Here is an 18,342-nt window from a genome sequence, read left to right on the forward strand (position 1 = left end):
TCACCTTACGATCAAACACCGACACCAGGGACAAAAGCCCCGGCACTCAGCCCAGGTCGGCGATGGCGGCGACCGGGCCGCCCCCGCTGGGGCCCTGGTGGACGGCGGCGACCGAGACGAAGACGGCGGGGTCGCCGGTGACGCTGGCCGCGACACCGCCGACGGTCGCCTTGATCTGGCGGTGCCAGTGCACGTCGGAGTCGTCGAGCATGATGTTGCGCCTGCCCCTGACCCTGCCCGACGGGTCCGCCTCGCACTTCATGAACACGTTGACCAGCCTGCCGTCCAGGTCGGAGGGGTGCGGGCGCTCCGGCAGGTCGATCCCGCTCGACCGGATGGCCGCCCAGATGCCGTCGGCGTCCAGCGCGTCCCGCATGACGGAGTGGCCGATCCGGTAGCGCCCGCCGATGCCCCTGACGTTGCCGACGACGACGATCTGCGCCCTGTCCAGCTCGACCCCCGAGGAGCAGGAGGCGACGGAGGAGTACAGCGACAGGTCCCGGTGGATCTGCCCGGCCGTGGGCGTCCCGATCTCGCCGAGCGCGACCGCGACGCCGAGGGCGGTGGTCGAGTTGGAGATGTCCATCGAGGGCCCGGTGTCCTCGACGACCACGTCCTGGCCCCGGGACCTGGCGTCGTTGATGGTGGCGAGGGTGAGCAGGGGCGTCTTGGTCTGGACGTAGTGGACGTCGGCGGGGTCGTCGATCCCGGCGGTCTCCATGGCCTTCCTGACGCCCGCGGCGACCTTCTCGACCATCGCGGGGCGGCCGATGTCCTCGGGCAGGATGACCTCGCTCATCGCGACGCCGACGCTCAGGCGAGGTTCCTGGCTCGGTTCGGCGTCCGCCGTGGTCGCGAAGATCGTCGCGTGCGGGCTGAGCACGCCGTCGGTGCCGCCGGACCAGACCAGCGGGACGTCCTGGGGCGCCGGATGCCCCCGCTCGGCGAGCACCTCACGGAAGGCGCGGTCGGCCAGGATGCGGGTGTAGTCGTTCACCCCGCCGTTCCCCTCGGTCTTGCCGATCACCGCGAGGACCCGGTGCGCCTCGATCACCCCGTCGTCGATGAGCCGGGACAACCCGGAGGCGTCGGTCACGCTCTCGATCGCCACCTTGCGCACTTCAATCGGTTCCGGCATCCCTGTCACCTCTCGGTCCCGCTGCTTCCCTGTGGGTTCCCTGTGGCCTCACTGTGGCCTCGCTGTGGCCTCGCTGTGGCCTCACTGCGGCCTCGCGACCCCCGGCCCGGACCGGCCCCGGGGTCGCGACACCCGTTGCGATACCCACCGCGCGGGGCGGGCACCGGCGCGGGGAGCGGTTTCCCCGTCCGGGGACGGGCACCCGTGAGGAGGGCGCCTGGGGGCTCCTTGATCGGTAATCGTTCTCCCGGGGCGGTCCGCGCACCCGGCCCCCGCACGGTACGGCCCCGCCCGCGGGCCGCTTCAAACCTGTGATCTGCGACACATCCAAACATCCGATGATTTTGGACATATCGCCACTTCTCACAACATCGACGGATATTTCACAGCACCGAATGACGTTCAGTTAACGTCACGTTTCCCGCTAGATCATCTGCCCGCGCACGCGACACCAATAACTTTGTTTACAGTTGATCCAGCGGTGGAAAACGAGCCGCTCCACGCAGCTGAGAAAACGGGGTTCTCCGCATGCTTGCATTACTTGACGCGCCTCCTGACAAGGCCGATCAATATCTTCCACAGCCTCCGTCCGACGACGAGCTGAAACTGTATTTCGGGCCACAAAAGCGCTGGGTGCTTCTGTCCGTGCCCCTTTCCCTGACATTAACCGCAGGGACTCTTTTCCTATTCTCCATGCGCCATCCCGCGTTGTGGCCGTTTTTCGTGGCCCTGCTGCTGAACCTCAGTGGATGGACGATGTCGTTCGTCGACGGGCAGCGTCAGCGGCTGACCACCTGGGAGTCCCACGAGCTGCTCGTGCGTTCCTGGCGGCCCGCCCGCCTGCCCTCCGTGGACGTCTTCCTGCCGACCAGGGGCGAACCCATGGAGATCCTGCGCAACACCTTCCGCCACGTGGGAGCACTCCGGTGGAACGGTCCAGTCACGGTCTGGGTGCTCGACGACGCCGCCCGCGACGAGGTGGAGGAGCTAGCCGTACGGCACGGCTTCCGGTACAGCGCGCGGCCCGACCAGGGGTACCTGAAGAAGGCCGGCAACCTCAACCACGGCCTGTCGATCAGCTCGGGCGAGGTCGTCGCGGTCTTCGACGCCGACTTCTGCCCAAGGCCCGACTTCCTGTCCCACCTGGTCCCCTATCTGGAGGACCCGAGGATCGCCGTGGCCCAGTCGCCGCAGTACTTCGACACCACGCAGGAGATGCCCTGGCTGCAGCGTACGGCCGGGGCCGCCCAGGAGATGTTCTACCGGTGGCTGCAACCGTCGCGGGACGCCGACGGCGGAGCCATCTGCGTGGGCACGAACGTGGTCTACCGGCGCGCGACGCTTGAGGAGATCGGGGGCTTCCCCAAGATCGACCACAGCGAGGACATCTACACCAGCGTCGAGCTGATGAAGCACGGCTACCGCACCAAGTACGTCCCGGTGCTGCTGGCCAAGGGCCTGTCCCCCGACAACGTCGCCTCCTACATCGCCCAGCAGTACCGGTGGGCGATGGGCTGCATGAGCCTGCTGTTCGACCGTGACTTCCACCGCACGCCGATGTCGTGGCGGGTACGGCTGTCCTACTACAGCGGTTTCCTGAGCTACTTCGTCTCCGCCGCCAACATCGCGGCCGTCCCGCTGCCCGGGCTCGTCATGCTCGCCTTCTATCCGGACGAGGTCAGGGCGTGGCACATGATCCCGTTCGTGGGGCCCCTCTGGGTGGCGCTGGTGCTGCTGCCCGCGGTCTCGGTGAGCCGCTGGCGCTTCGAGGTGACCCGCGCCCAGACCCTGTACGCCTACTGTCATCTGATCTCCATCGTGCACGCGGTGCGCAACCAGGCCGCGGCGTGGGTGCCCAGCGGCGCCGCCGCGGGCAAGAGCACGCTCGTCTCGACCGTCGCCCGCATGGCCTTCGTCTGGCTGACCGTCACCACGGCCGCCACCTGGATCGGCATCGCGCTGCGCGCGTCCGTCTACGGGTGGGGTGAGTACTGGGCGCTGACCCTGTTCGCCGTCGGCACCACCTACATCGCCCTCCCCCTCATTCGTGATCTGTGGAGGATTCTCCGTTGAACCACCGTCTGCGCTGGCCAGAGGCCCTGGCCATCACCGTCCTGTTACTGCTCGGCGTGCTGCTCGCCTCCGGCCTCGCCGTACTGCCCCCGCTGCTGCCGTGACGCCGCGCTACCGTCTCGGCTTCAGGCCGGACATCGAGGGGCTCCGGGCGGTCGCCGTCCTGGCCGTGCTCGCCTTCCACGCGACCGTGCCCGGCATGGCCGGGGGGTTCGCCGGGGTGGACGTGTTCTTCGTCATCTCCGGGTTCCTGATCACCGGTCTGCTGCTGCGCGACATCTCGGCCGAGGGCCGTTTCTCACTGGCGGACTTCTACGCCAGGAGGGCCAGGCGCATCCTGCCCGCCGCCGGGGTCGTGCTGCTCGCCACGACGGCCGGGGCCTGGCTGCTGCTGCCGCCGCTGCGCGGCACCGACGTCGCCGGTGACGTGGTCGCCGCCGCCCTGTATCTCGCCAACTGGCGGTTCGTCGCGGGCCAGACCGACTACCTGGCCGCCGCGCGGGACCCGAGTCCTCTGCTGCACTACTGGTCACTGGCCGTCGAGGAGCAGTTCTACCTCCTGTGGGCGCCGCTGCTGCTGGTGCTCGTGCTGGTGGCGCGCCGCCTCGGCCGCAGTCCCCTGCCCGCGATCGCGGTGGCCGTCGTGGCGCTGACCGGTGTCTCGTTCGCGCTCGCGCTGTGGTGGACGGGCACCAGCGCCCCGCTCGCCTACCTGTCCTCCCCCTCCCGTGCCTGGCAGTTCGGCGTGGGTGCCCTGGCCGCCCTGCTCACGCCGTACGGCGGGCGTCTCGGCGCGCGTCCCGGAGGCGGCGAGGGCCACCGGGACGTCCCGCGCTTCTCCCTGCGGGTCGTCTCCGGGGCGCTCGGCCTGGCCGGGGCGGCCGCGGTCGCCTGGTCGATCGTGGCGCTCGGCCCGCAGACGCCGTACCCGGGGACGGCCGCGCTGGTCCCCACGCTCGGCACGGCGGCGGTCATCGTGTTCCGCTCGCCGGTCTCAGCCGCGCTGTCCTGGGCACCGGTCCGGCTGGCGGGGCGGCTGTCGTTCTCCTGGTACCTGTGGCACTGGCCGGTCCTGGTCCTCACCGAGGCCGCGCTCGGCGAGCAGTCGTGGCCGGTACGGCTGGCGCTGGTGCTGGCCTGCGCGCTTCCCGCGGCCCTGACGCTGAGGCTGGTCGAACAGCCGCTGCGGACGTCACGGGTCGTGGCGGCGCTGCCCCGGCGCGGCCTGGCCCTGGGCACCAGCGCGATGGCCGTGCCCGTCGCCGCCGCGCTCCTGCTCAACGGCGGGATCGTGCAGGGCGCCACGACCACCACGGTCACCGTGGCGCAGTCGGCCGAGACACCGGACACCCCCGGTACGGCGCTGCGCCCGCCACCCGCGCAGGCCAGGAACGACTTCCCCAAGTCCCAGGGCTGCGAGATCGCGCTGACCGCGACGACGAGCCCGCCGTGCCTGTTCGGCGACACCTCCTCCAAGGACAGGGTCGTCCTCATCGGCGACTCCCACGCGGGCCAGTGGTTCGCCGCGGCCGAGCGCATCGCCGTACGGAGAGGGTGGGCCCTGGAGGTCCTCACCAAGCCCGGCTGCCCGCTGCCCCGGCTCACGGTCGTCGACCCCCGGCTGGGTCGGGAGTACCGCGAGTGCGACGCCTGGCGGGAGTACGCGATGAAACGGCTGGCGAGCGAGGCTCCGCCCCGGCTGATCCTGCTGGCCTCGCTCAACGCGTACACCACCGACAGGGCCGCGCTGACCCGCGCCTGGGACTCGACCCTCACCCCGCTGTCACGGCTCGGCGCCTCGCTGGTCTACCTGCGTGACACGCCGCTGCCCGGCAAGGACGTGCCCGCCTGTCTTTCCGGGGGTCCCGTTTCCGGCTGCGCGTTCCCGCGCGCCGCCGGGCTGCGCCCCGACCCGCTGGCCGAGCAGATCACCGCAGGGGGACGTCCGGGGGTCCGCCTGCTGGACGTGACGCCGCTGCTGTGCCCGGAGGACTCCGCTTCGGCCACCTGTCCCGCGGCGCTCGACGGCATCGTGCTCTACCGCGACGACGCGCACATCACCGACACCCTCGCGGTACGGCTCGCTCCCCGGATCGAGCAGGACCTTGAGGACCTCGACCTGATCCCCACGGTGCTGTGAGGCCCGCCACCCGGGTGGTCCTCGCCCTTGTCGTCCTCCTGGCCGGGTGCTCGGGGCCCGGCCGGGAGGCCCGGGAGGCACGCTGGACCGAGATCTTCCGTGACGACTTCTCCGGGGCCGCCGGATCCCCGCTTCCCCAGGGGTGGCTGCACGACCTCGGTACCTGCTATCCCGGCTGCCCCGCCCCCCGGTGGGGCACCGGGGAGATCGAGACCATGACCGACTCGACGGAGAACGTCTCCCTCGACGGTGCGGGGAACCTGGCCATCACCCCGCTGCTGCGCGAGGGGGCCTGGACGTCGGGCCGGGTGGAGACCGCCCGCTCCGACTTCAGGCCCCCGCCGGGAGGCGTGCTGCGTGTGGAGGCCAGGATCCGGCTTCCGGCGGTGACCCCGGCGGACGGCGCGGGCTACTGGCCCGCGTTCTGGATGCTGGGCGCCCCGCTGCGCGACGGTTACACCGGCTGGCCCGCCATCGGCGAGATCGACGTGATGGAGGCGGTCAACGGCCGTCCCTCGGTCATGGCCGCCATGCACTGCGGTGTGATGCCCGGCGGGCCGTGCGGCGAGCCTTCGGGCATCGGCTCCGGCGAGCGTCCCTGCCCGTCCTGTCACGGGAGCTTCCACCGCTACACCGTGGAGATCGACGAGAAGGAGATCCGCTGGTATCTCGACGACGCCCCCGTCCTGACCGTCGCCGCCACCCGGATGGACCCGCAGACCTGGGGCAGGGCGACGGCGCACGGCTTCTTCCTGATCCTGAACGTCGCCGTGGGCGGCGGCCTCCCCAACGCCTTCGGCGGCGGCCCCACCCCCGCCACCGTCCCCGGCCGCCCCATGCTCATCGACTACGTCTCGGTGAAGACCAAACCCGCCCCCAAGGCATGAGCACCCCCAAATGCGAGAAGTTTCGTCTCATGCTTTCCCGGTGCCACGTGTGAGGGGTTTCGGCTTGGGCGCGTCGGTGCTTGGACTGAGGAACGCAGGAGCGAAGCGACGCAGTGACGAGGGAAAGCACCGACTCAGAGCGCCCAAGCCCGCGACGCCGCAGGCGGAGCAAGGAGGCACAACCCGCGACGCCGCCAGGCGTCGCAAAGAGACACAACCCCCTACCCCATCCTCCGTAGGATCTCGGCCACCACGGCGGCGCGTTGGGGCTGGAGGTAGAAGTGGCCGCCGGGCAGGATCGTCAGGGAGAAGCCGGACTCCGTGCGGGCCTGCCACTCCTTGGCCTGCAGCGGGGTGACCACCGGGTCGGTGTCGCCGACGATGACGGAGATGGGGGTGCGCAGCGCGGGCCCGGGGGTGTGGCGGTACTCCTCGACCAGGCGGAAGTCGGCCCTGATGTAGGGGAAGACGACCTCTCTCATCGCCGGGTGGGAGAGGATCTCAAGCTCGGTCCCACCGAGTTTGGTCATCTCGGCCAGAAAGGCCTCGTCGTCGTAGGAGGAGATCTCCCGCCTGCGTCTGGGCTCGTGCGGGGCGGCGCTTCCCGAGACGAACAGCCGGACAGGGCCGTCCCCCCCGGCTTCGAGTGCCCTGGTGGTCTCGTAGGCGACGATCGCGCCCATGCTGTGCCCGAACAGCACGACGTCCCGGTCCATCAGGGGCCGGATCTCCTCGACGACGGGGCCGACGATCTCGTGGATGTCGGCGGGCATGGGGTCGCCGAACCGGTCCGCCCTGCCCGGCAGCTGCACGCCGTACGGCTCGACCGATCCGGGGAGCAGGTCGGGCCAGTCGCGGTAGGCGGTGACCGAGCCGCCCGCGTGTGCGAAGCAGATCAGCCGCGTGGTGGCCCTCGGCCTGGGCTTGAGGGTACGCAGCCAGGTCATGTTGGTTCCTTCCGTGCTGTGGACTGGGGCGGCGCGGCGGCCGTCCCTCCATGATCGCCCCCCGGGTGCGGACGGCGCGAGGGGGACGGCCACTTGGGCCGTTTCGGAGATGACCGGCACCGGACAGTGCGGGGTGCGGGGATTCCCGGGTGACGGGTGGGGAACCAGTGTTGTGCGGGTCGCGCATTTCCTGTCCTGCCGGTGCCTCCGCGCTTCAGATCTTGTTCTGTTAGGCTTACCTTTCTTAACGTCTGAGCAACTGTTCAAGTGTTGATGAGGCGGGTCTCGGGATGGGTCACGGCCACGGACATGGGCACAGCCACGGGCACGGCCACGGCCACGGGGCGAACTCCGACCGTCGCTACCTGGTCGCGGCACTCGTTCTGCTGACGGTCTTCATGGCGGCCGAGGTCGTGGTCGGCGTCATCGCCAACTCCATCGCTCTGGTCTCGGACGCGGGACACATGCTCACCGACGCGGCCTCCATCGCCCTGGCCCTGGTGGCGATGAGCATGGCGGCCCGTCCCGCCAGCGGCGCCTACACCTTCGGCTGGAAACGCGCCGAGATCCTCTCGGCCGCGATCAACGGGCTGACGTTCGTGGCGCTCGTCGTCTACTTCGTCTACGAGGGCGTCCGGCGGCTCCTGCAGCCTCCGGAGGTGACGGGGGCGCTGGTCCTCGGCACGGCACTGGTCGGCATCGGGGTCAACGCCGCCGCGGCCTGGCTCATCGCCAGGGCCGACCGCGGCAGCCTCAACGTCGAGGGCGCCTTCCAGCACATCCTCAACGACATGTACGCCTTCGTGGCGACCGCGGTCGCGGGGGCGGTCGTCTGGCTCACCGGCTGGGGCAGGGCGGACGCGATCGCCGCCCTGGTCGTGGCGGCCCTGATGGGCAAGGCCGCCTACGGCCTGCTGCGCGAGGCCGGGCGCATCCTGTTCGAGGCGGCGCCCCCCGGCGCGCCCCCGGCTGAGGTGAGCGCGGCCATCGCCGCCCACACCGAGGTCACCGGGGTCGACGACCTGCACGTGTGGACCGTGACCAGCGGGCTGTCCGCGCTGTCGGCGCACGTGACCGTCGCGCCGGGCGGTGACTGCCACCGGGTCCGCCGCGAGCTGGCCGACCTGCTGCACGAGCGCTTCCACATCGACCACAGCACGCTGCAGGTCGACCACGTCCCGGGTGCCGCCTGCCGGATCGCCGCGGGCCGCGACAGGTCAGCCTGACGCCTCCCCGAGGCAGGCCTCGAAGACCTTCGTGAACCGCGCGACCACGGCCTCCCTGCCCTCCTCGTCGAACGCGCCCGGCCCGAAGAGCTGGCGCAGCGTGCCCGCGCCCGCCACGAGCGCGGTGGCGGCGGTCGCCCCGAGGAGGGCCTCCCGGGCGGGCAGGCACGCGGCCAGCGGCTCCAGGATCGCCGAGCGGACCCGGTCCCTGACGATCTCGTGGATCTCCGGGCAGACCGTCGAACGGCTGAGCGTCGCCAGCACCGGCCCCTCCTCCCGCGAGCCGAGCAGGTCGGCGACGTACTCGGCCAGGCGCCGGGGCAGCTGCTCACGCGGGACGTCCAGCACCCCGGGAAAGCGTCCCCGTACGGCCAGCACCTCGGCGAACAGTTCCCGCTTCGTGCCGAAGTAGCGGTTGATCAGGGCGATGTTGACCCCCGCCTCGGCGGAGATGAGCCGCATCGTCACCTGGTCGTAGCCGAGTTCGGCGAACAGACGGCGGGCGGTGTCCAGGATGCGGCACCTTGTGCCCTCCCTGTCGCGACGCCGTATCTCGTCCACTTTCCCATTCCTTCCAGATTTGACGGGTAAACAAGCGTCTACTAACTTCATGTGTATCGTACATACATTGGGGGATGGTCCATGCTGACCGAACAACAGGTCCAGACCGAGGCGGCCCCGAGGTTCACCCACAGACAGGTGCTGGAGATCCTGGCCGGCCTGATGCTCGCCATGCTGACGTCGATGATCTCGACGTCCGTGGTGGGGACCGCGCTCCCGACGATCGTGGGCACGCTCGGCGGTCAGGACCAGCTCGCCTGGGTCGCCAGCGCGACGTTGCTGACCATGACCGCCTCGACGCCGCTGTGGGGCAAGCTGTCGGACCTGTACGGCCGCAAGTTCATGTTCCAGGCCGCCCTGCTGGTCTTCGTGCTCTCCTCGGTCGCCGCGGGCTTCTCCCAGGACATGGGCCAGCTCATCGCGGCCAGGGCCGTACAGGGGATCGGCGCGGGCGGCCTGGCGGCACTGCCGCAGATCATCCTCGGCGACGTGGTCGAGCCGAGGGAGCGGGGGCGCTACTCCGGCTACATCGGCGCGGTCTTCGGCGTCTCCACCGTCGCGGGACCGCTCCTCGGCGGCTTCGTCGTGGACAACATGTCCTGGCGCTGGACGTTCTGGATCTGTGTGCCGCTGGCCGTGGTCGCCTTCTTCGTCATCCAGCGGGTGCTCAACCTGCCGCCGTCCCACCGCGCGGCCAAGGTCGACTGGTGGGGCGCGACCTTCATCACCGGCGGCACGACCGCGCTGATGCTGCTGCTGTCACTCGGCGGCAAGGAGTTCGCCTGGAGCTCCGGCTGGACCTACGGGCTCGGCGCGCTGAGCATGGTGCTGTTCGGCCTGGCCGTCCTCGCCGAGCGCCGGGCGGCCGACCCGATCCTGCCCCCGCACCTGTTCCGCAACCACACCTTCGTGCTCACCTGCCTGGCCTCGCTGCTGGTCGGCGCCGCGATGTTCGGTGCGCTGATGTTCCTGCCGCAGTACCTGCAGATCGTCAAGAACATGAGCCCGACCGCCTCCGGCCTGATGACGCTGCCCATGGTGCTCGGCCTGCTCGCCTCCTCCATCGCCGTCGGCCGCTTCGTCACCAGGACCGGCCGCTGGAAGGCCTTCCCCGTCGTGGGCATGCTGCTGGTCGGCCTCGGGCTGTTCCTGCTCTCCCGGCTGCACGTCGACAGCTCACTGGTGAGCGTCGGCGTCGACATCACGGTGCTCGGCGTCGGGCTCGGCGCCTCCATGCAGATCCTGATCCTGGCCGCGCAGAACGCCGTCACCCGCGCCGACATGGCCTCGACCACCTCCGGCGTGACGTTCTTCCGCTCCCTTGGCGGCGCGGTCGGCGTGGCCGCCTTCGGCGCGATCCTGTCCAACCGGCTCACCTCCGAGCTGGTCTCCCTCGCCAAGGCCGCCCATCTGCCCCTGACCGGTGGCACGGCGCCCAGCCTCGGCTCCCCCGCCGCGATTCACCGTCTGCCGGCGCCGGTGCTCGAAGTGATCCTTGAGGCCTTCACCCGGGCCATCCACACGGTCTTCCTGGTCGGCGTGCCGATCGCCGTACTGGCCGCGCTGGCGGCGCTGATGCTCAAGGAACTCCCGCTGCGCTCGGCGCGGGGCGCGGCGCCCGCGACGCAGGCCGACCTCGCTGACGCGAGCTGACGCCAGACACGAAGAAGGGCAGGCACAAAGAAGGGGCGGGTGCACACCCGCCCCTTCTTCGCTGTCTCAGACCGTGGCCAGAGCGGCCTCCGACTCCAGCACCGCCGCGACGGCGTTGACGACCGCGGCGATCCGGATGGCCTCCTGGATCTGCTCGCGGGGCAGCCCCGCCTTGCGCAGCACCTGCTCGTGGGACTCCAGGCAGCGGCCGCAGCCGCCGATCGCGGAGACCGCGAGCGACCAGAGCTCGAAGTCGACCTTGTCCACGCCCGGGTTCCCGATGATGGTCATACGGAGCTTGGCGGGCATGGTCGCGTAGGTCTCGTCACCGATCAGGTGCATCGACCGGTAGTAGACGTTGTTCATCGCCATGATCGCGGCGGCGCCCTTGGCCGCCCTGAACGCCTCGGCGGACAGGACGTCGGCCGCCTCGGCCGCGATCTCGGCGATCACGCGCTGGGACCTCGTCGCCGCCGCGCAGGCGAGCAGCGTCCCCCAGAGCTGCTGCTCGCCGAGCGAGGAGGTCGTGACGAGCGAGCCCAGGTTGAGCTTGACGTCCTTGGCGTAGTCAGGAAGGGCGCCCTTGAGGTTGTCGACGGACATCAGACGCCGGCCAGCAGCTGCTTCGCGTCCAGACCGGCCTCGCCCTTGTTCCAGTTGCAGGGGCACAGCTCGTCGGACTGGAGGGCGTCGAGGACCCGCAGGACCTCCTTGACGTTGCGGCCGACCGAACCGGCGGTCACCATGACGAACTGGATCTCGTTGTTCTGGTCGACGATGAAGGTGGCGCGCTGGGCGACACCGTCGGAGCCGAGGATGCCCAGCGCCGACGACAGCTCCCGCTTGATGTCGGACAGCATGGGGAAGGGCAGGTCACGCAGGTCGGGGTGGTCCTTGCGCCAGGCGTGGTGGACGAACTCGGAGTCGACCGAGAAACCCAGGACCTGGGCGTCGCGGTCGGCGAACTCGCCTTCGAGACGGCCGAACTCGGCGATCTCGGTCGGACAGACGAAGGTGAAGTCCTTGGGCCACGCGAAGTAGACCTTCCACTTGCCCTCGTAGGACTTGTGGTCGATCTGGGCGAACGCGCTGTCCGCGTCCAGGGAGACACAGGCGGTCAGCTCGAACTCAGGGAAGCGGTCACCGATGGTGAGCAAGTCCGGTTCTCCTTCACAGGGGACGTCGTTGTCGGAGCCCAGACTGCCGCACCTAGCATTGATTCGAGAAATCGAGCAGTCGAACGAATCTGACAGGTGATCCTTATCAGTGAGCCAACCCCCACCCTCGCTCAACTGCGGGCATTCCTCGCGGTCGCCGATCATCTGCACTTCCGGGAGGCGGCCTCCGCGCTGCGGATGAGCCAGCCCGCGCTGTCGAGCGCGGTCTCCGCCCTTGAGGAGACCCTGCACACCCGGTTACTCGAACGGACCACCAGGAAGGTCCTGCTGACCCCCTCGGGCGAGCGGGTCGCGGTGCACGCGGCGCGGGTGCTCAAGGCGGTCGAGGACCTCATGGGTGAGGTCGCCCAGAACCGGGAGCCGTTCAACGGCCCCGCGCACCTGGGGGTGATCCCCACGGTCGCCCCCTACGTGCTGCCCGCGTTGCTGCCGATGTTCTCGCGGCGCTTCCCCAGGCTCAAGCTGACCGTGCACGAGGCCAAGACCGAGACCATCCTGGAGGAGGTGCGTGAGGGCCGTCTCGACATGGTGATGCTCGCGCTGCCGACCGAGGTGACCGGGCTGGTCGAGGAGCCCCTCTACGAGGAGGACTTCCTGCTCGCCTTCTCCCCCGACCATCCCATGGCCGGGGATGACACGCCGCTGGACCGCGAGGCGCTCAAGGGGCTGGACATCGTGCTGCTCAACCAGGGCCACTGCCTGCGCGAACAGGCCATCGACGTGTGCCGTGAGGTCGGCGCGCGGGCGACGGCGGCCACCTACGCCACCAGCCTGCCGACCCTGGTCCAGCTCGTCGCGGGCGGTCTCGGGGTGACGCTGCTGCCCGAGTCGGCGGTCCCGGTCGAGACGGGCAAGCGGGTACGGCTGGCGCTGCGCCGCTTCGCCGACCCCGCCCCCGGCAGGACCATCGGCCTGGCCTACCGCGCCAGCTCGGCCAGGTCCGCCGAGTACGGCCTGCTCGCCAGGGCCGTTCGCTCGGCGCTGCGCGCCAGACGCCTGCCGGTCAGGATCGTCGGCTGAACGGCGCGCTCACCGGCCCGCCAGACGGCCGAGGCGGGCGACGGCCTCGTCGATGACCTCCTCCTTCTTGCAGAAGGCGAAGCGGACGAAGTGGCTGCCGCGTCCGGGGTCGGCGTAGAAGACTTGGGTGGGAATGGCCACCACGCCCGCCAGGTCCGGCAGCTCACGGGCCAGGGTGAGGCCGTCGGTGAAGCCGAGGGGGCGGATGTCGGTCTGCACGAAGTAGGTGCCCGAGGGGCGGTAGACCTCGAAGCCCGCCGCGGACAGCCCGGCCGTCAGGCGGTCGCGCTTGGCCTGCAGGGCCGCGCGCTGCCCGGAGACCCACTCCATCTCGTGGCGCAGGGCGTGGGCGACGGCCAGCTGCCAGGGGGCCGAGGCGGTGAAGGTGAGGAACTGCTTGACGGTCTGCACGGCGCGCACGAGCGGGGACGGCCCGCACACCCAGCCCGTCTTCCAGCCGGTGACCGAGAAGGTCTTGCCCGCCGAGGAGATCATCACGGTGCGCTCGCGCATGCCGGGCAGGGTGGCCGGCGGGATGTGCTCGACGCCGTCGAAGGTGAGGTGCTCGTAGACCTCGTCGGTGACGGCCACCAGGTCATGCTCCCTGCACAGCAGGGCGATCTCCTCAAGCTCGGCGCGGGTGAGGACGGTCCCCGTCGGGTTGTGCGGTGAGTTGACCAGGATCGCCCTGGTACGCGGGCCGACGGCGGCGCGCAGTTCCGCCAGGTCGAAGGTGAAGCGTCCCTCGACCGGGCGCAGGGTGACCGGGCGCAGCACGGCCCCGGCCAGGGCGATGGCGGCGGCGTAGGAGTCGTAGTAGGGCTCGAAGGCGATCACCTCGTCTCCCGGCTCGCACAGCGCCAGGATCGAGGCCGCGATCGCCTCGGTCGCGCCGACGGTGACCAGGATCTCGCCGTCGGGGTCGTAGTCGAGGCCGTAGCAGGCCTTGCGGTGCTCGGAGACGGCCTGGCGCAGGTCGGGGACGCCGGGGCCGGGAGGGTACTGGTTGGCCCCCTCCCTGATCGCCGCCGCCGCGCGTTCCAGCATCGCGGCGGGCCCGTCGGTGTCGGGAAAGCCCTGTCCCAGATTGATCGAACCGGTCCGTACGGCGAGCGCCGACATCTCGGAGAAGATCGTCGTGCCGAACGCGCGCATCCGCGCCACCAGGGGATCGTTCACACGGCAACAGTAGACCGGGGCGCGTGACAGATCGAGTGCCAGCCCGACGACCTAGATTTGTATGGGCTTGTCGTCTTATGACAGAGGTCGTCTAGGCGAGATGGATTGCGCGGTGATACGTCTGTTTCCTGTGACCCATACGGCTCCCGCATCCGGAAGGCTCCACGAGCTGGACGCGCTACGCGGGTTCGCGGTGTGCGGGATCATGCTGGTCAACACCTGGCAGCACCTTCGTGAGCGCGCGCCCGGCGCCGAGCGCGGTGCCGTCGACTGGGTCGTGGAGAATCTCGGACAGAGCCGTTTCTATCCAATCTTCTCCGTGCTTTTCGGGATGAGCCTTGTGCTGTTCCTCGATTCGGCCGCCGCGCGCACCGGCCGTCCCAGGCTCGTGCTGCTGCGCCGCCTGGCCGTGCTCGGGATGCTCGGCCTGCTCCACCAGACGGTGAACCCGGGCGAGGTGCTCCTGCCGTACGCGATCTTCGGGGCGCTGGTGCTGCTGCCCGCCTCGTTCCTGCCGCGCCGGGGGGTGCTGCTGCTCGGGATCGTCGTGACGGTGTGGGGGGTGCGCGAGGGCGGCGGCGTCATCCTCATCCCCGGTCTGTTCCTGCTGGGCATGGCGGCGATGGAGTACGGGCCGCCGCGGTGGCCGGTGGGGCCCGTCTTCGTGGCCGGTACGGCGCTGGCCGTCGTCCTCGGCTACCTGTGGGTCAGGGCGACGGCCGGGGACCGCACGTTCTACTTCCGTGGCCTCTACCCCACGGCCGGGCTCGCCGCCGCGACGGCCTACTGCACGGGGCTGCTGCTGCTCCTGCGAACCCGGGCGCGCGGGCCGCTGCTGGCGGTCCTGGCGCCGCTCGGCCGGATGGCGCTGACGAACTATCTGACGAGCACCCTGGTCATCCTGGCGGCGCTGCCGTTGCTGGCCGCGGACCCGACCAGGATCACGGTGGTCGCGCTGACGGTCACCGTACTGGCCGCGCAGGTGTTCCTCAGCAGGGCGTGGCTGCGGGGGCACCGCTACGGCCCGCTGGAGTGGGGATGGCGATGCCTGACGTGGCTGGAACGGGTGCCCAACCGCCGGATAGGGTCGAGGACGTGACGCGCATCGCACTGTGCCAGATCCCGGTCTCCGAGGACCCCGCCGTCAACCTGTCCCGCGCCCGCGAGGCCCTGCGCTCCGCCGCCGAGGACGGCGCCGAGCTGGCGATCCTCCCCGAGGCCACCCTCACCCGGTACGGCAGGCGGATCACCGGCTTGGCCGAGCCCCTGGACGGGCCGTTCGTCACCGGGCTCGCCGAGGCCGCCAAGGAGTCCGGCCTCGCGGTCGTCGCCGGGGTGTTCGAGACCGGAGAGGCCGGGCGGGGCCGGGTGTACAACACCGCCGTCGCCCTCGACGAGACGGGCGCGCTCCTGGCCGCCTACCGGAAGATCCACCTGTTCGACTCCTTCGGCGCCAAGGAGTCGGAGCTGGTCGTCCCCGGTGAGGAGCCGGTGGTCGTCGAGCTGGCCGGGCTGCGGGTCGGCCTGGTCACCTGCTACGACGTCCGCTTCCCCGAGCTGGGCAGGGCGCTGGCCGACCGGGGGGCCGACCTGTTCGCGGTGATCGCCGCCTGGGGGTCGGGCCCGATGAAGGAGGAGCACTGGGCGACCCTGGTGCGGGCCCGCGCGATCGAGAACACCACCTGGGTCGCGGCCGTCGGGCAGGCGCCGAACCCCGAGGCCGCCGACGGTTTCGGGATCGGCAGGAGCATGCTCGTCGACCCGATGGGCGTCGTCCACACCGACCTGGGGCCCGCGCCCGCGGTGCGGACGTGCGTGCTCGACCCCCAGGTCACGATTGCCACCCGGAATGCCCTGCCCTGCTTGGAACACCGGCGGCTTCAGGTCGGCAGATCGTAAAATGCGACCGTGAGTGAGCCACCTGGGCGTAGAACGCAGATGCAGAAGGTCATCCCGCCCCGACTGCTCGTGCCCTATCTCGCGGGCAGGCGCAGCGTCATATCGGGATATGTCTACCGCGTGCAGGACTGCGCCCGCCTGACAACGCCCGCCCAGCTCTTCGCGGGCCTCGACCTGGGCTTCGAGGGCTCCGAGCTGACCACGGCCGTCCCGGAGCTGTACCTCATGCGCTGGTTCGCCCGTGACGTCGACGCCTACGCCGTCCCCTACGGCCCGCACATGGGGGGCGACTGGAACGACGTCCCCCCGTTCGCGGGCAACGGCTTCACCACCTCGCGTGAGCACGTCGTGCCGCAGTTCCACACCACACCCGTGCCGATCCCAGCGGGAGCCGAGATCATCCACGTGACACCCGGCGAAGAGCGCCTGTTCGGCCGTTACGACGGCCTCGCCTGGCGGCGGGCCTCGTGAGCGACGTGATCGAACCGGTGGCATCCGGTTTCCTGGCGCGCTACGGCGAGCGGACCCACGTCGCGGCGCTGGGCCCCGGTGACTCCGAGGTCGTGCTGTTCGCCAAGGAGGCCCGGCAGGGCTTCGAACGTCTCTCCGGCTACTGGCGGGCCGTGGTGCCCCGCGAGGAGCTGGAGTGGCTGGTGCTGGTGCGCACGGTCGGGGCGTTCGGCGGCGAGCCGTGCCTGGTCCTCGACGTCTCCGAGGAGAACGGCGAGGAGAGCCTGCACATCGCCTACACCGGTCACAGCGGGCTGAAGGCCGAGGCGCTCGGCTACTGGATGGTCGACCACGGCGCCTACGAGGTCGTCGTCCCCCGTGACGAGGTCTTCTCCATCCGCGTCGAGCGCGTCCCCCTGTCCCTCACCCCGGCCGAGCCGGAGTCGTGACGTCCCGGCCTCAGGCCGGGTCCGCCCGCCCGCCGAGCGCCCGGTAGCGCGCCAGGCGGGCGGTGAGCCGGTCGGCCGGGGCCGGCCGCAGCAGTCCGGCGATCTCGTGTTCCAGGGCGTGCGCGACCCTGCGGGAGAAGGCCTCCGGCTCGTAGGCGGCGTCGGGCAGCTCCGGGATGATCCGGTCGACGATGCCGTCGCGCCGCAGGTCGGTCGACTTCACCCGTTGCGCGGCGGCGGTCTCCGGGGCGAAGTCGACGCTCCGGTACAGCAGCGCCGAGGCGCCCTCCGGCGGCAACGGGGACAGCCAGGCGTGCTGGGCGCACAACACGCGGTCGGCGGGCAGCAGCGCCAGGGCGGCGCCGCCGGCGCCCTCACCGAGCAGCAGGCAGACCGTCGGTGCCCCGAGCGTGACCAGGTCGGCCAGGCAGCGGGCGATCTCCGCGGCCAGGCCGCCCTCCTCGGCCGCCTTGGACAGCGCGGCCCCCGGGGTGTCGACCACCGTGACCAGCGGCAGGCCCAGTTCCGCGGCCAGGCGCATCCCCCGCCGGGCGACCCGGAGCCCGGCGGGACCGAAGGGGGCCGTGACCCTTCTGCGGCCCCGGTCCTGGCCGAGCACGACGGCCGGGGCCTCACCGAACCTGGCCAGCGCGATGAGCAGGCCGGGGTCCGCCTCCCCCTCGCCGCTGCCGTTGAGCGGGGTGACGTCGCGGGCGCCGTACCCGAGCAGCTCACGCACACCGGGGCGGTCGTCCCTGCGGGAACGGGTGACGGCGTCCCACGCCTGGACCGGGGGGACGTGCTCGTCCGGCTCCCGCCCTGCGGGCCGTACCTCACGCGGGGCGCACAGCACGGACAGGGCCCGGACGGCGAGCCGCCTGGCCTCAGGGGCGGGCACGACCGCGTCGAGCAGGCCGTGGGCCAGGAGATTCTCCGCGACCTGGACGCCCTCGGGAAAGGGGTAGCCGTGTAGCGACTCGAAGATCCTGGGGCCCAGGAACCCGATCAGGGCGCCGGGCTCGGCCATGGTGACGTGCCCGAGCGACCCCCACGAGGCGAAGACCCCGCCCGTGGTCGGGTGCCGCAGATAGACCAGGTACGGCAGGCCCGCGGCGCGGTGGGCGGCGACCGCGGCGGTGATCTTCACCATCTGCACGAAGGCCGGGGCGCCCTCCTGCATCCGGGTGCCGCCCGAGGCCGGGGCGGCCAGCAGCGGGAGCCGTTCCGCGGTCGCCCGCTCGATCGCGGCGGTGAGCCGTTCGGCGGCGGCGAACCCGATCGATCCGGCGAGGAAGGAGAACTCGCTGGCGGCGAAGGCCACCCTGCGGCCGTCGAGCAGCCCCTCCCCGGTGACGACCGACTCGTCGTAGCCGCTCCTGGCGCGGGCCTGGGCCAGTTCCTCCGCGTAGCCGGAACCCTCGGGTGCGGGGTCGGCGGGCGTCCGGTCCCACGACCGCCATGTCCCGGGGTCGAGGAAGGCGTCGATCAGCGCGCGGGCGTCGGGACGCACGAGGTTCATACCCCGGCTCTCCGGCCCGCGCG

General features: G+C 71.0%; 17 protein-coding genes. 10 read left to right on the plus strand and 7 right to left on the minus strand.

What is annotated here, in order from left to right; genetic code table 11:
• Positions 1–46: 46 nt before the first annotated feature.
• Positions 47–1,138 (minus strand): ring-opening amidohydrolase, encoded by a 1,092-nt coding sequence (locus tag ABZ470_RS13865; RefSeq protein WP_362911552.1) that lies wholly within the window; start codon positions 1,136–1,138, stop codon positions 47–49.
• A 693-nt stretch (positions 1,139–1,831) separates the two neighbouring features.
• On the opposite strand from ABZ470_RS13865, the gene ABZ470_RS13870 reads away from it, so the two are divergent.
• The 3 genes from ABZ470_RS13870 (at position 1,832) to ABZ470_RS13880 (ending at position 6,238) form a co-directional block, all read left to right on the plus strand.
• Positions 1,832–3,211, plus strand: a complete 1,380-nt coding sequence (locus ABZ470_RS13870) for a glycosyltransferase (RefSeq protein ID WP_352011382.1) — start codon at positions 1,832–1,834, stop codon at positions 3,209–3,211.
• A 100-nt stretch (positions 3,212–3,311) separates the two neighbouring features.
• Positions 3,312–5,351: an acyltransferase family protein gene (locus ABZ470_RS13875; protein ID WP_362911553.1), complete on the plus strand. Its 2,040-nt coding sequence runs from the start codon at positions 3,312–3,314 to the stop codon at positions 5,349–5,351.
• Positions 5,348–6,238: a glycoside hydrolase family 16 protein gene (locus ABZ470_RS13880; RefSeq protein ID WP_352011380.1), complete on the plus strand. Its 891-nt coding sequence runs from the start codon at positions 5,348–5,350 to the stop codon at positions 6,236–6,238. The genes ABZ470_RS13875 and ABZ470_RS13880 overlap by 4 nt, the downstream gene beginning before the upstream one ends.
• Positions 6,239–6,459: 221 nt before the next feature.
• On the opposite strand, the gene ABZ470_RS13885 is transcribed toward ABZ470_RS13880, so the two are convergent.
• Positions 6,460–7,185 carry an alpha/beta fold hydrolase gene (locus ABZ470_RS13885; RefSeq protein WP_352011379.1) on the minus strand — a complete coding sequence of 242 codons (726 nt, stop codon included), beginning with the start codon at positions 7,183–7,185 and terminating at the stop codon, positions 6,460–6,462.
• A 290-nt stretch (positions 7,186–7,475) separates the two neighbouring features.
• Here ABZ470_RS13885 and ABZ470_RS13890 point away from each other — a divergent pair, with 290 nt between their 5' ends.
• A complete protein-coding gene (locus ABZ470_RS13890; protein WP_362911555.1) occupies positions 7,476–8,411 on the plus strand; it encodes a cation diffusion facilitator family transporter in 936 nt (311 codons plus the stop codon).
• On the opposite strand, the gene ABZ470_RS13895 is transcribed toward ABZ470_RS13890, so the two are convergent.
• Positions 8,403–8,972 (minus strand): TetR family transcriptional regulator, encoded by a 570-nt coding sequence (locus ABZ470_RS13895; protein WP_362911557.1) that lies wholly within the window; start codon positions 8,970–8,972, stop codon positions 8,403–8,405. The genes ABZ470_RS13890 and ABZ470_RS13895 overlap by 9 nt on opposite strands.
• Before the next feature lie 81 nt (positions 8,973–9,053).
• On the opposite strand from ABZ470_RS13895, the gene ABZ470_RS13900 reads away from it, so the two are divergent.
• Positions 9,054–10,625 carry an MDR family MFS transporter gene (locus tag ABZ470_RS13900; RefSeq protein ID WP_362911558.1) on the plus strand — a complete coding sequence of 524 codons (1,572 nt, stop codon included), beginning with the start codon at positions 9,054–9,056 and terminating at the stop codon, positions 10,623–10,625.
• A 66-nt stretch (positions 10,626–10,691) separates the two neighbouring features.
• Here the strand turns inward: ABZ470_RS13900 and ABZ470_RS13905 are convergent, their stop codons facing one another.
• Together ABZ470_RS13905 and ABZ470_RS13910 are read right to left on the minus strand one after the other, a co-directional pair.
• Complete coding sequence (locus ABZ470_RS13905) at positions 10,692–11,228, minus strand: carboxymuconolactone decarboxylase family protein (RefSeq protein ID WP_362911559.1); 537 nt, start codon at positions 11,226–11,228, stop codon at positions 10,692–10,694.
• A complete protein-coding gene (locus ABZ470_RS13910; protein WP_352011374.1) occupies positions 11,228–11,782 on the minus strand; it encodes a peroxiredoxin in 555 nt (184 codons plus the stop codon). Before ABZ470_RS13910 ends, ABZ470_RS13905 begins: the two co-directional genes overlap by 1 nt.
• 96 nt (positions 11,783–11,878) lie before the next feature.
• On the opposite strand from ABZ470_RS13910, the gene ABZ470_RS13915 reads away from it, so the two are divergent.
• A complete protein-coding gene (locus tag ABZ470_RS13915; protein WP_352011373.1) occupies positions 11,879–12,823 on the plus strand; it encodes a LysR substrate-binding domain-containing protein in 945 nt (314 codons plus the stop codon).
• Positions 12,824–12,832: 9 nt separating this feature from the next.
• On the opposite strand, the gene ABZ470_RS13920 is transcribed toward ABZ470_RS13915, so the two are convergent.
• On the minus strand, positions 12,833–14,002 hold the full coding sequence (locus tag ABZ470_RS13920) for a pyridoxal phosphate-dependent aminotransferase (RefSeq protein WP_362911560.1): 1,170 nt from the start codon (positions 14,000–14,002) through the stop codon (positions 12,833–12,835).
• A gap of 112 nt (positions 14,003–14,114) precedes the next feature.
• On the opposite strand from ABZ470_RS13920, the gene ABZ470_RS13925 reads away from it, so the two are divergent.
• Genes ABZ470_RS13925 through ABZ470_RS13940 form a run of 4 tightly spaced genes read left to right on the plus strand, consistent with a single transcriptional unit; the run spans position 14,115 to position 16,800 of the window.
• Positions 14,115–15,101, plus strand: a complete 987-nt coding sequence (locus ABZ470_RS13925) for a DUF418 domain-containing protein (protein ID WP_362911561.1) — start codon at positions 14,115–14,117, stop codon at positions 15,099–15,101.
• Positions 15,098–15,901 (plus strand): carbon-nitrogen hydrolase family protein, encoded by an 804-nt coding sequence (locus tag ABZ470_RS13930; protein WP_362911562.1) that lies wholly within the window; start codon positions 15,098–15,100, stop codon positions 15,899–15,901. Before ABZ470_RS13925 ends, ABZ470_RS13930 begins: the two co-directional genes overlap by 4 nt.
• A 9-nt stretch (positions 15,902–15,910) precedes the next feature.
• On the plus strand, positions 15,911–16,372 hold the full coding sequence (locus ABZ470_RS13935) for a hypothetical protein (protein ID WP_352011369.1): 462 nt from the start codon (positions 15,911–15,913) through the stop codon (positions 16,370–16,372).
• The gene (locus ABZ470_RS13940) at positions 16,369–16,800 is read left to right on the plus strand and encodes a hypothetical protein (RefSeq protein ID WP_352011368.1); all 432 of its coding nucleotides are present in this window, start codon (positions 16,369–16,371) and stop codon (positions 16,798–16,800) included. Before ABZ470_RS13935 ends, ABZ470_RS13940 begins: the two co-directional genes overlap by 4 nt.
• Before the next feature lie 10 nt (positions 16,801–16,810).
• Here ABZ470_RS13940 and ABZ470_RS13945 read toward each other — a convergent pair whose 3' ends face one another.
• Positions 16,811–18,319, minus strand: coding sequence for a carboxyl transferase domain-containing protein (locus ABZ470_RS13945; RefSeq protein WP_362911696.1), 1,509 nt, complete (start codon positions 18,317–18,319; stop codon positions 16,811–16,813).
• Positions 18,320–18,342: the final 23 nt, after the last annotated feature.

The sequence above is a fragment of the Streptosporangium sp. NPDC020072 genome (genome assembly GCF_040631445.1).
GTDB lineage: Bacteria > Actinomycetota > Actinomycetes > Streptosporangiales > Streptosporangiaceae > Streptosporangium.

What these genes read in the sequence shown, in the direction of transcription:
- ABZ470_RS13905 (WP_362911559.1), bottom strand. Translation starts at nt 11,228, where the DNA reads ATGTCCGTCGACAACCTCAAGGGCGCCCTTCCTGACTACGCCAAGGAC.
- ABZ470_RS13865 (WP_362911552.1), bottom strand. Translation starts at nt 1,138, where the DNA reads ATGCCGGAACCGATTGAAGTGCGCAAGGTGGCGATCGAGAGCGTGACC.
- ABZ470_RS13885 (WP_352011379.1), bottom strand. Translation starts at nt 7,185, where the DNA reads ATGACCTGGCTGCGTACCCTCAAGCCCAGGCCGAGGGCCACCACGCGG.
- ABZ470_RS13945 (WP_362911696.1), bottom strand. Translation starts at nt 18,319, where the DNA reads ATGAACCTCGTGCGTCCCGACGCCCGCGCGCTGATCGACGCCTTCCTC.
- ABZ470_RS13900 (WP_362911558.1), top strand. Translation starts at nt 9,054, where the DNA reads ATGCTGACCGAACAACAGGTCCAGACCGAGGCGGCCCCGAGGTTCACC.
- ABZ470_RS13870 (WP_352011382.1), top strand. Translation starts at nt 1,832, where the DNA reads ATGCGCCATCCCGCGTTGTGGCCGTTTTTCGTGGCCCTGCTGCTGAAC.
- ABZ470_RS13890 (WP_362911555.1), top strand. Translation starts at nt 7,476, where the DNA reads ATGGGTCACGGCCACGGACATGGGCACAGCCACGGGCACGGCCACGGC.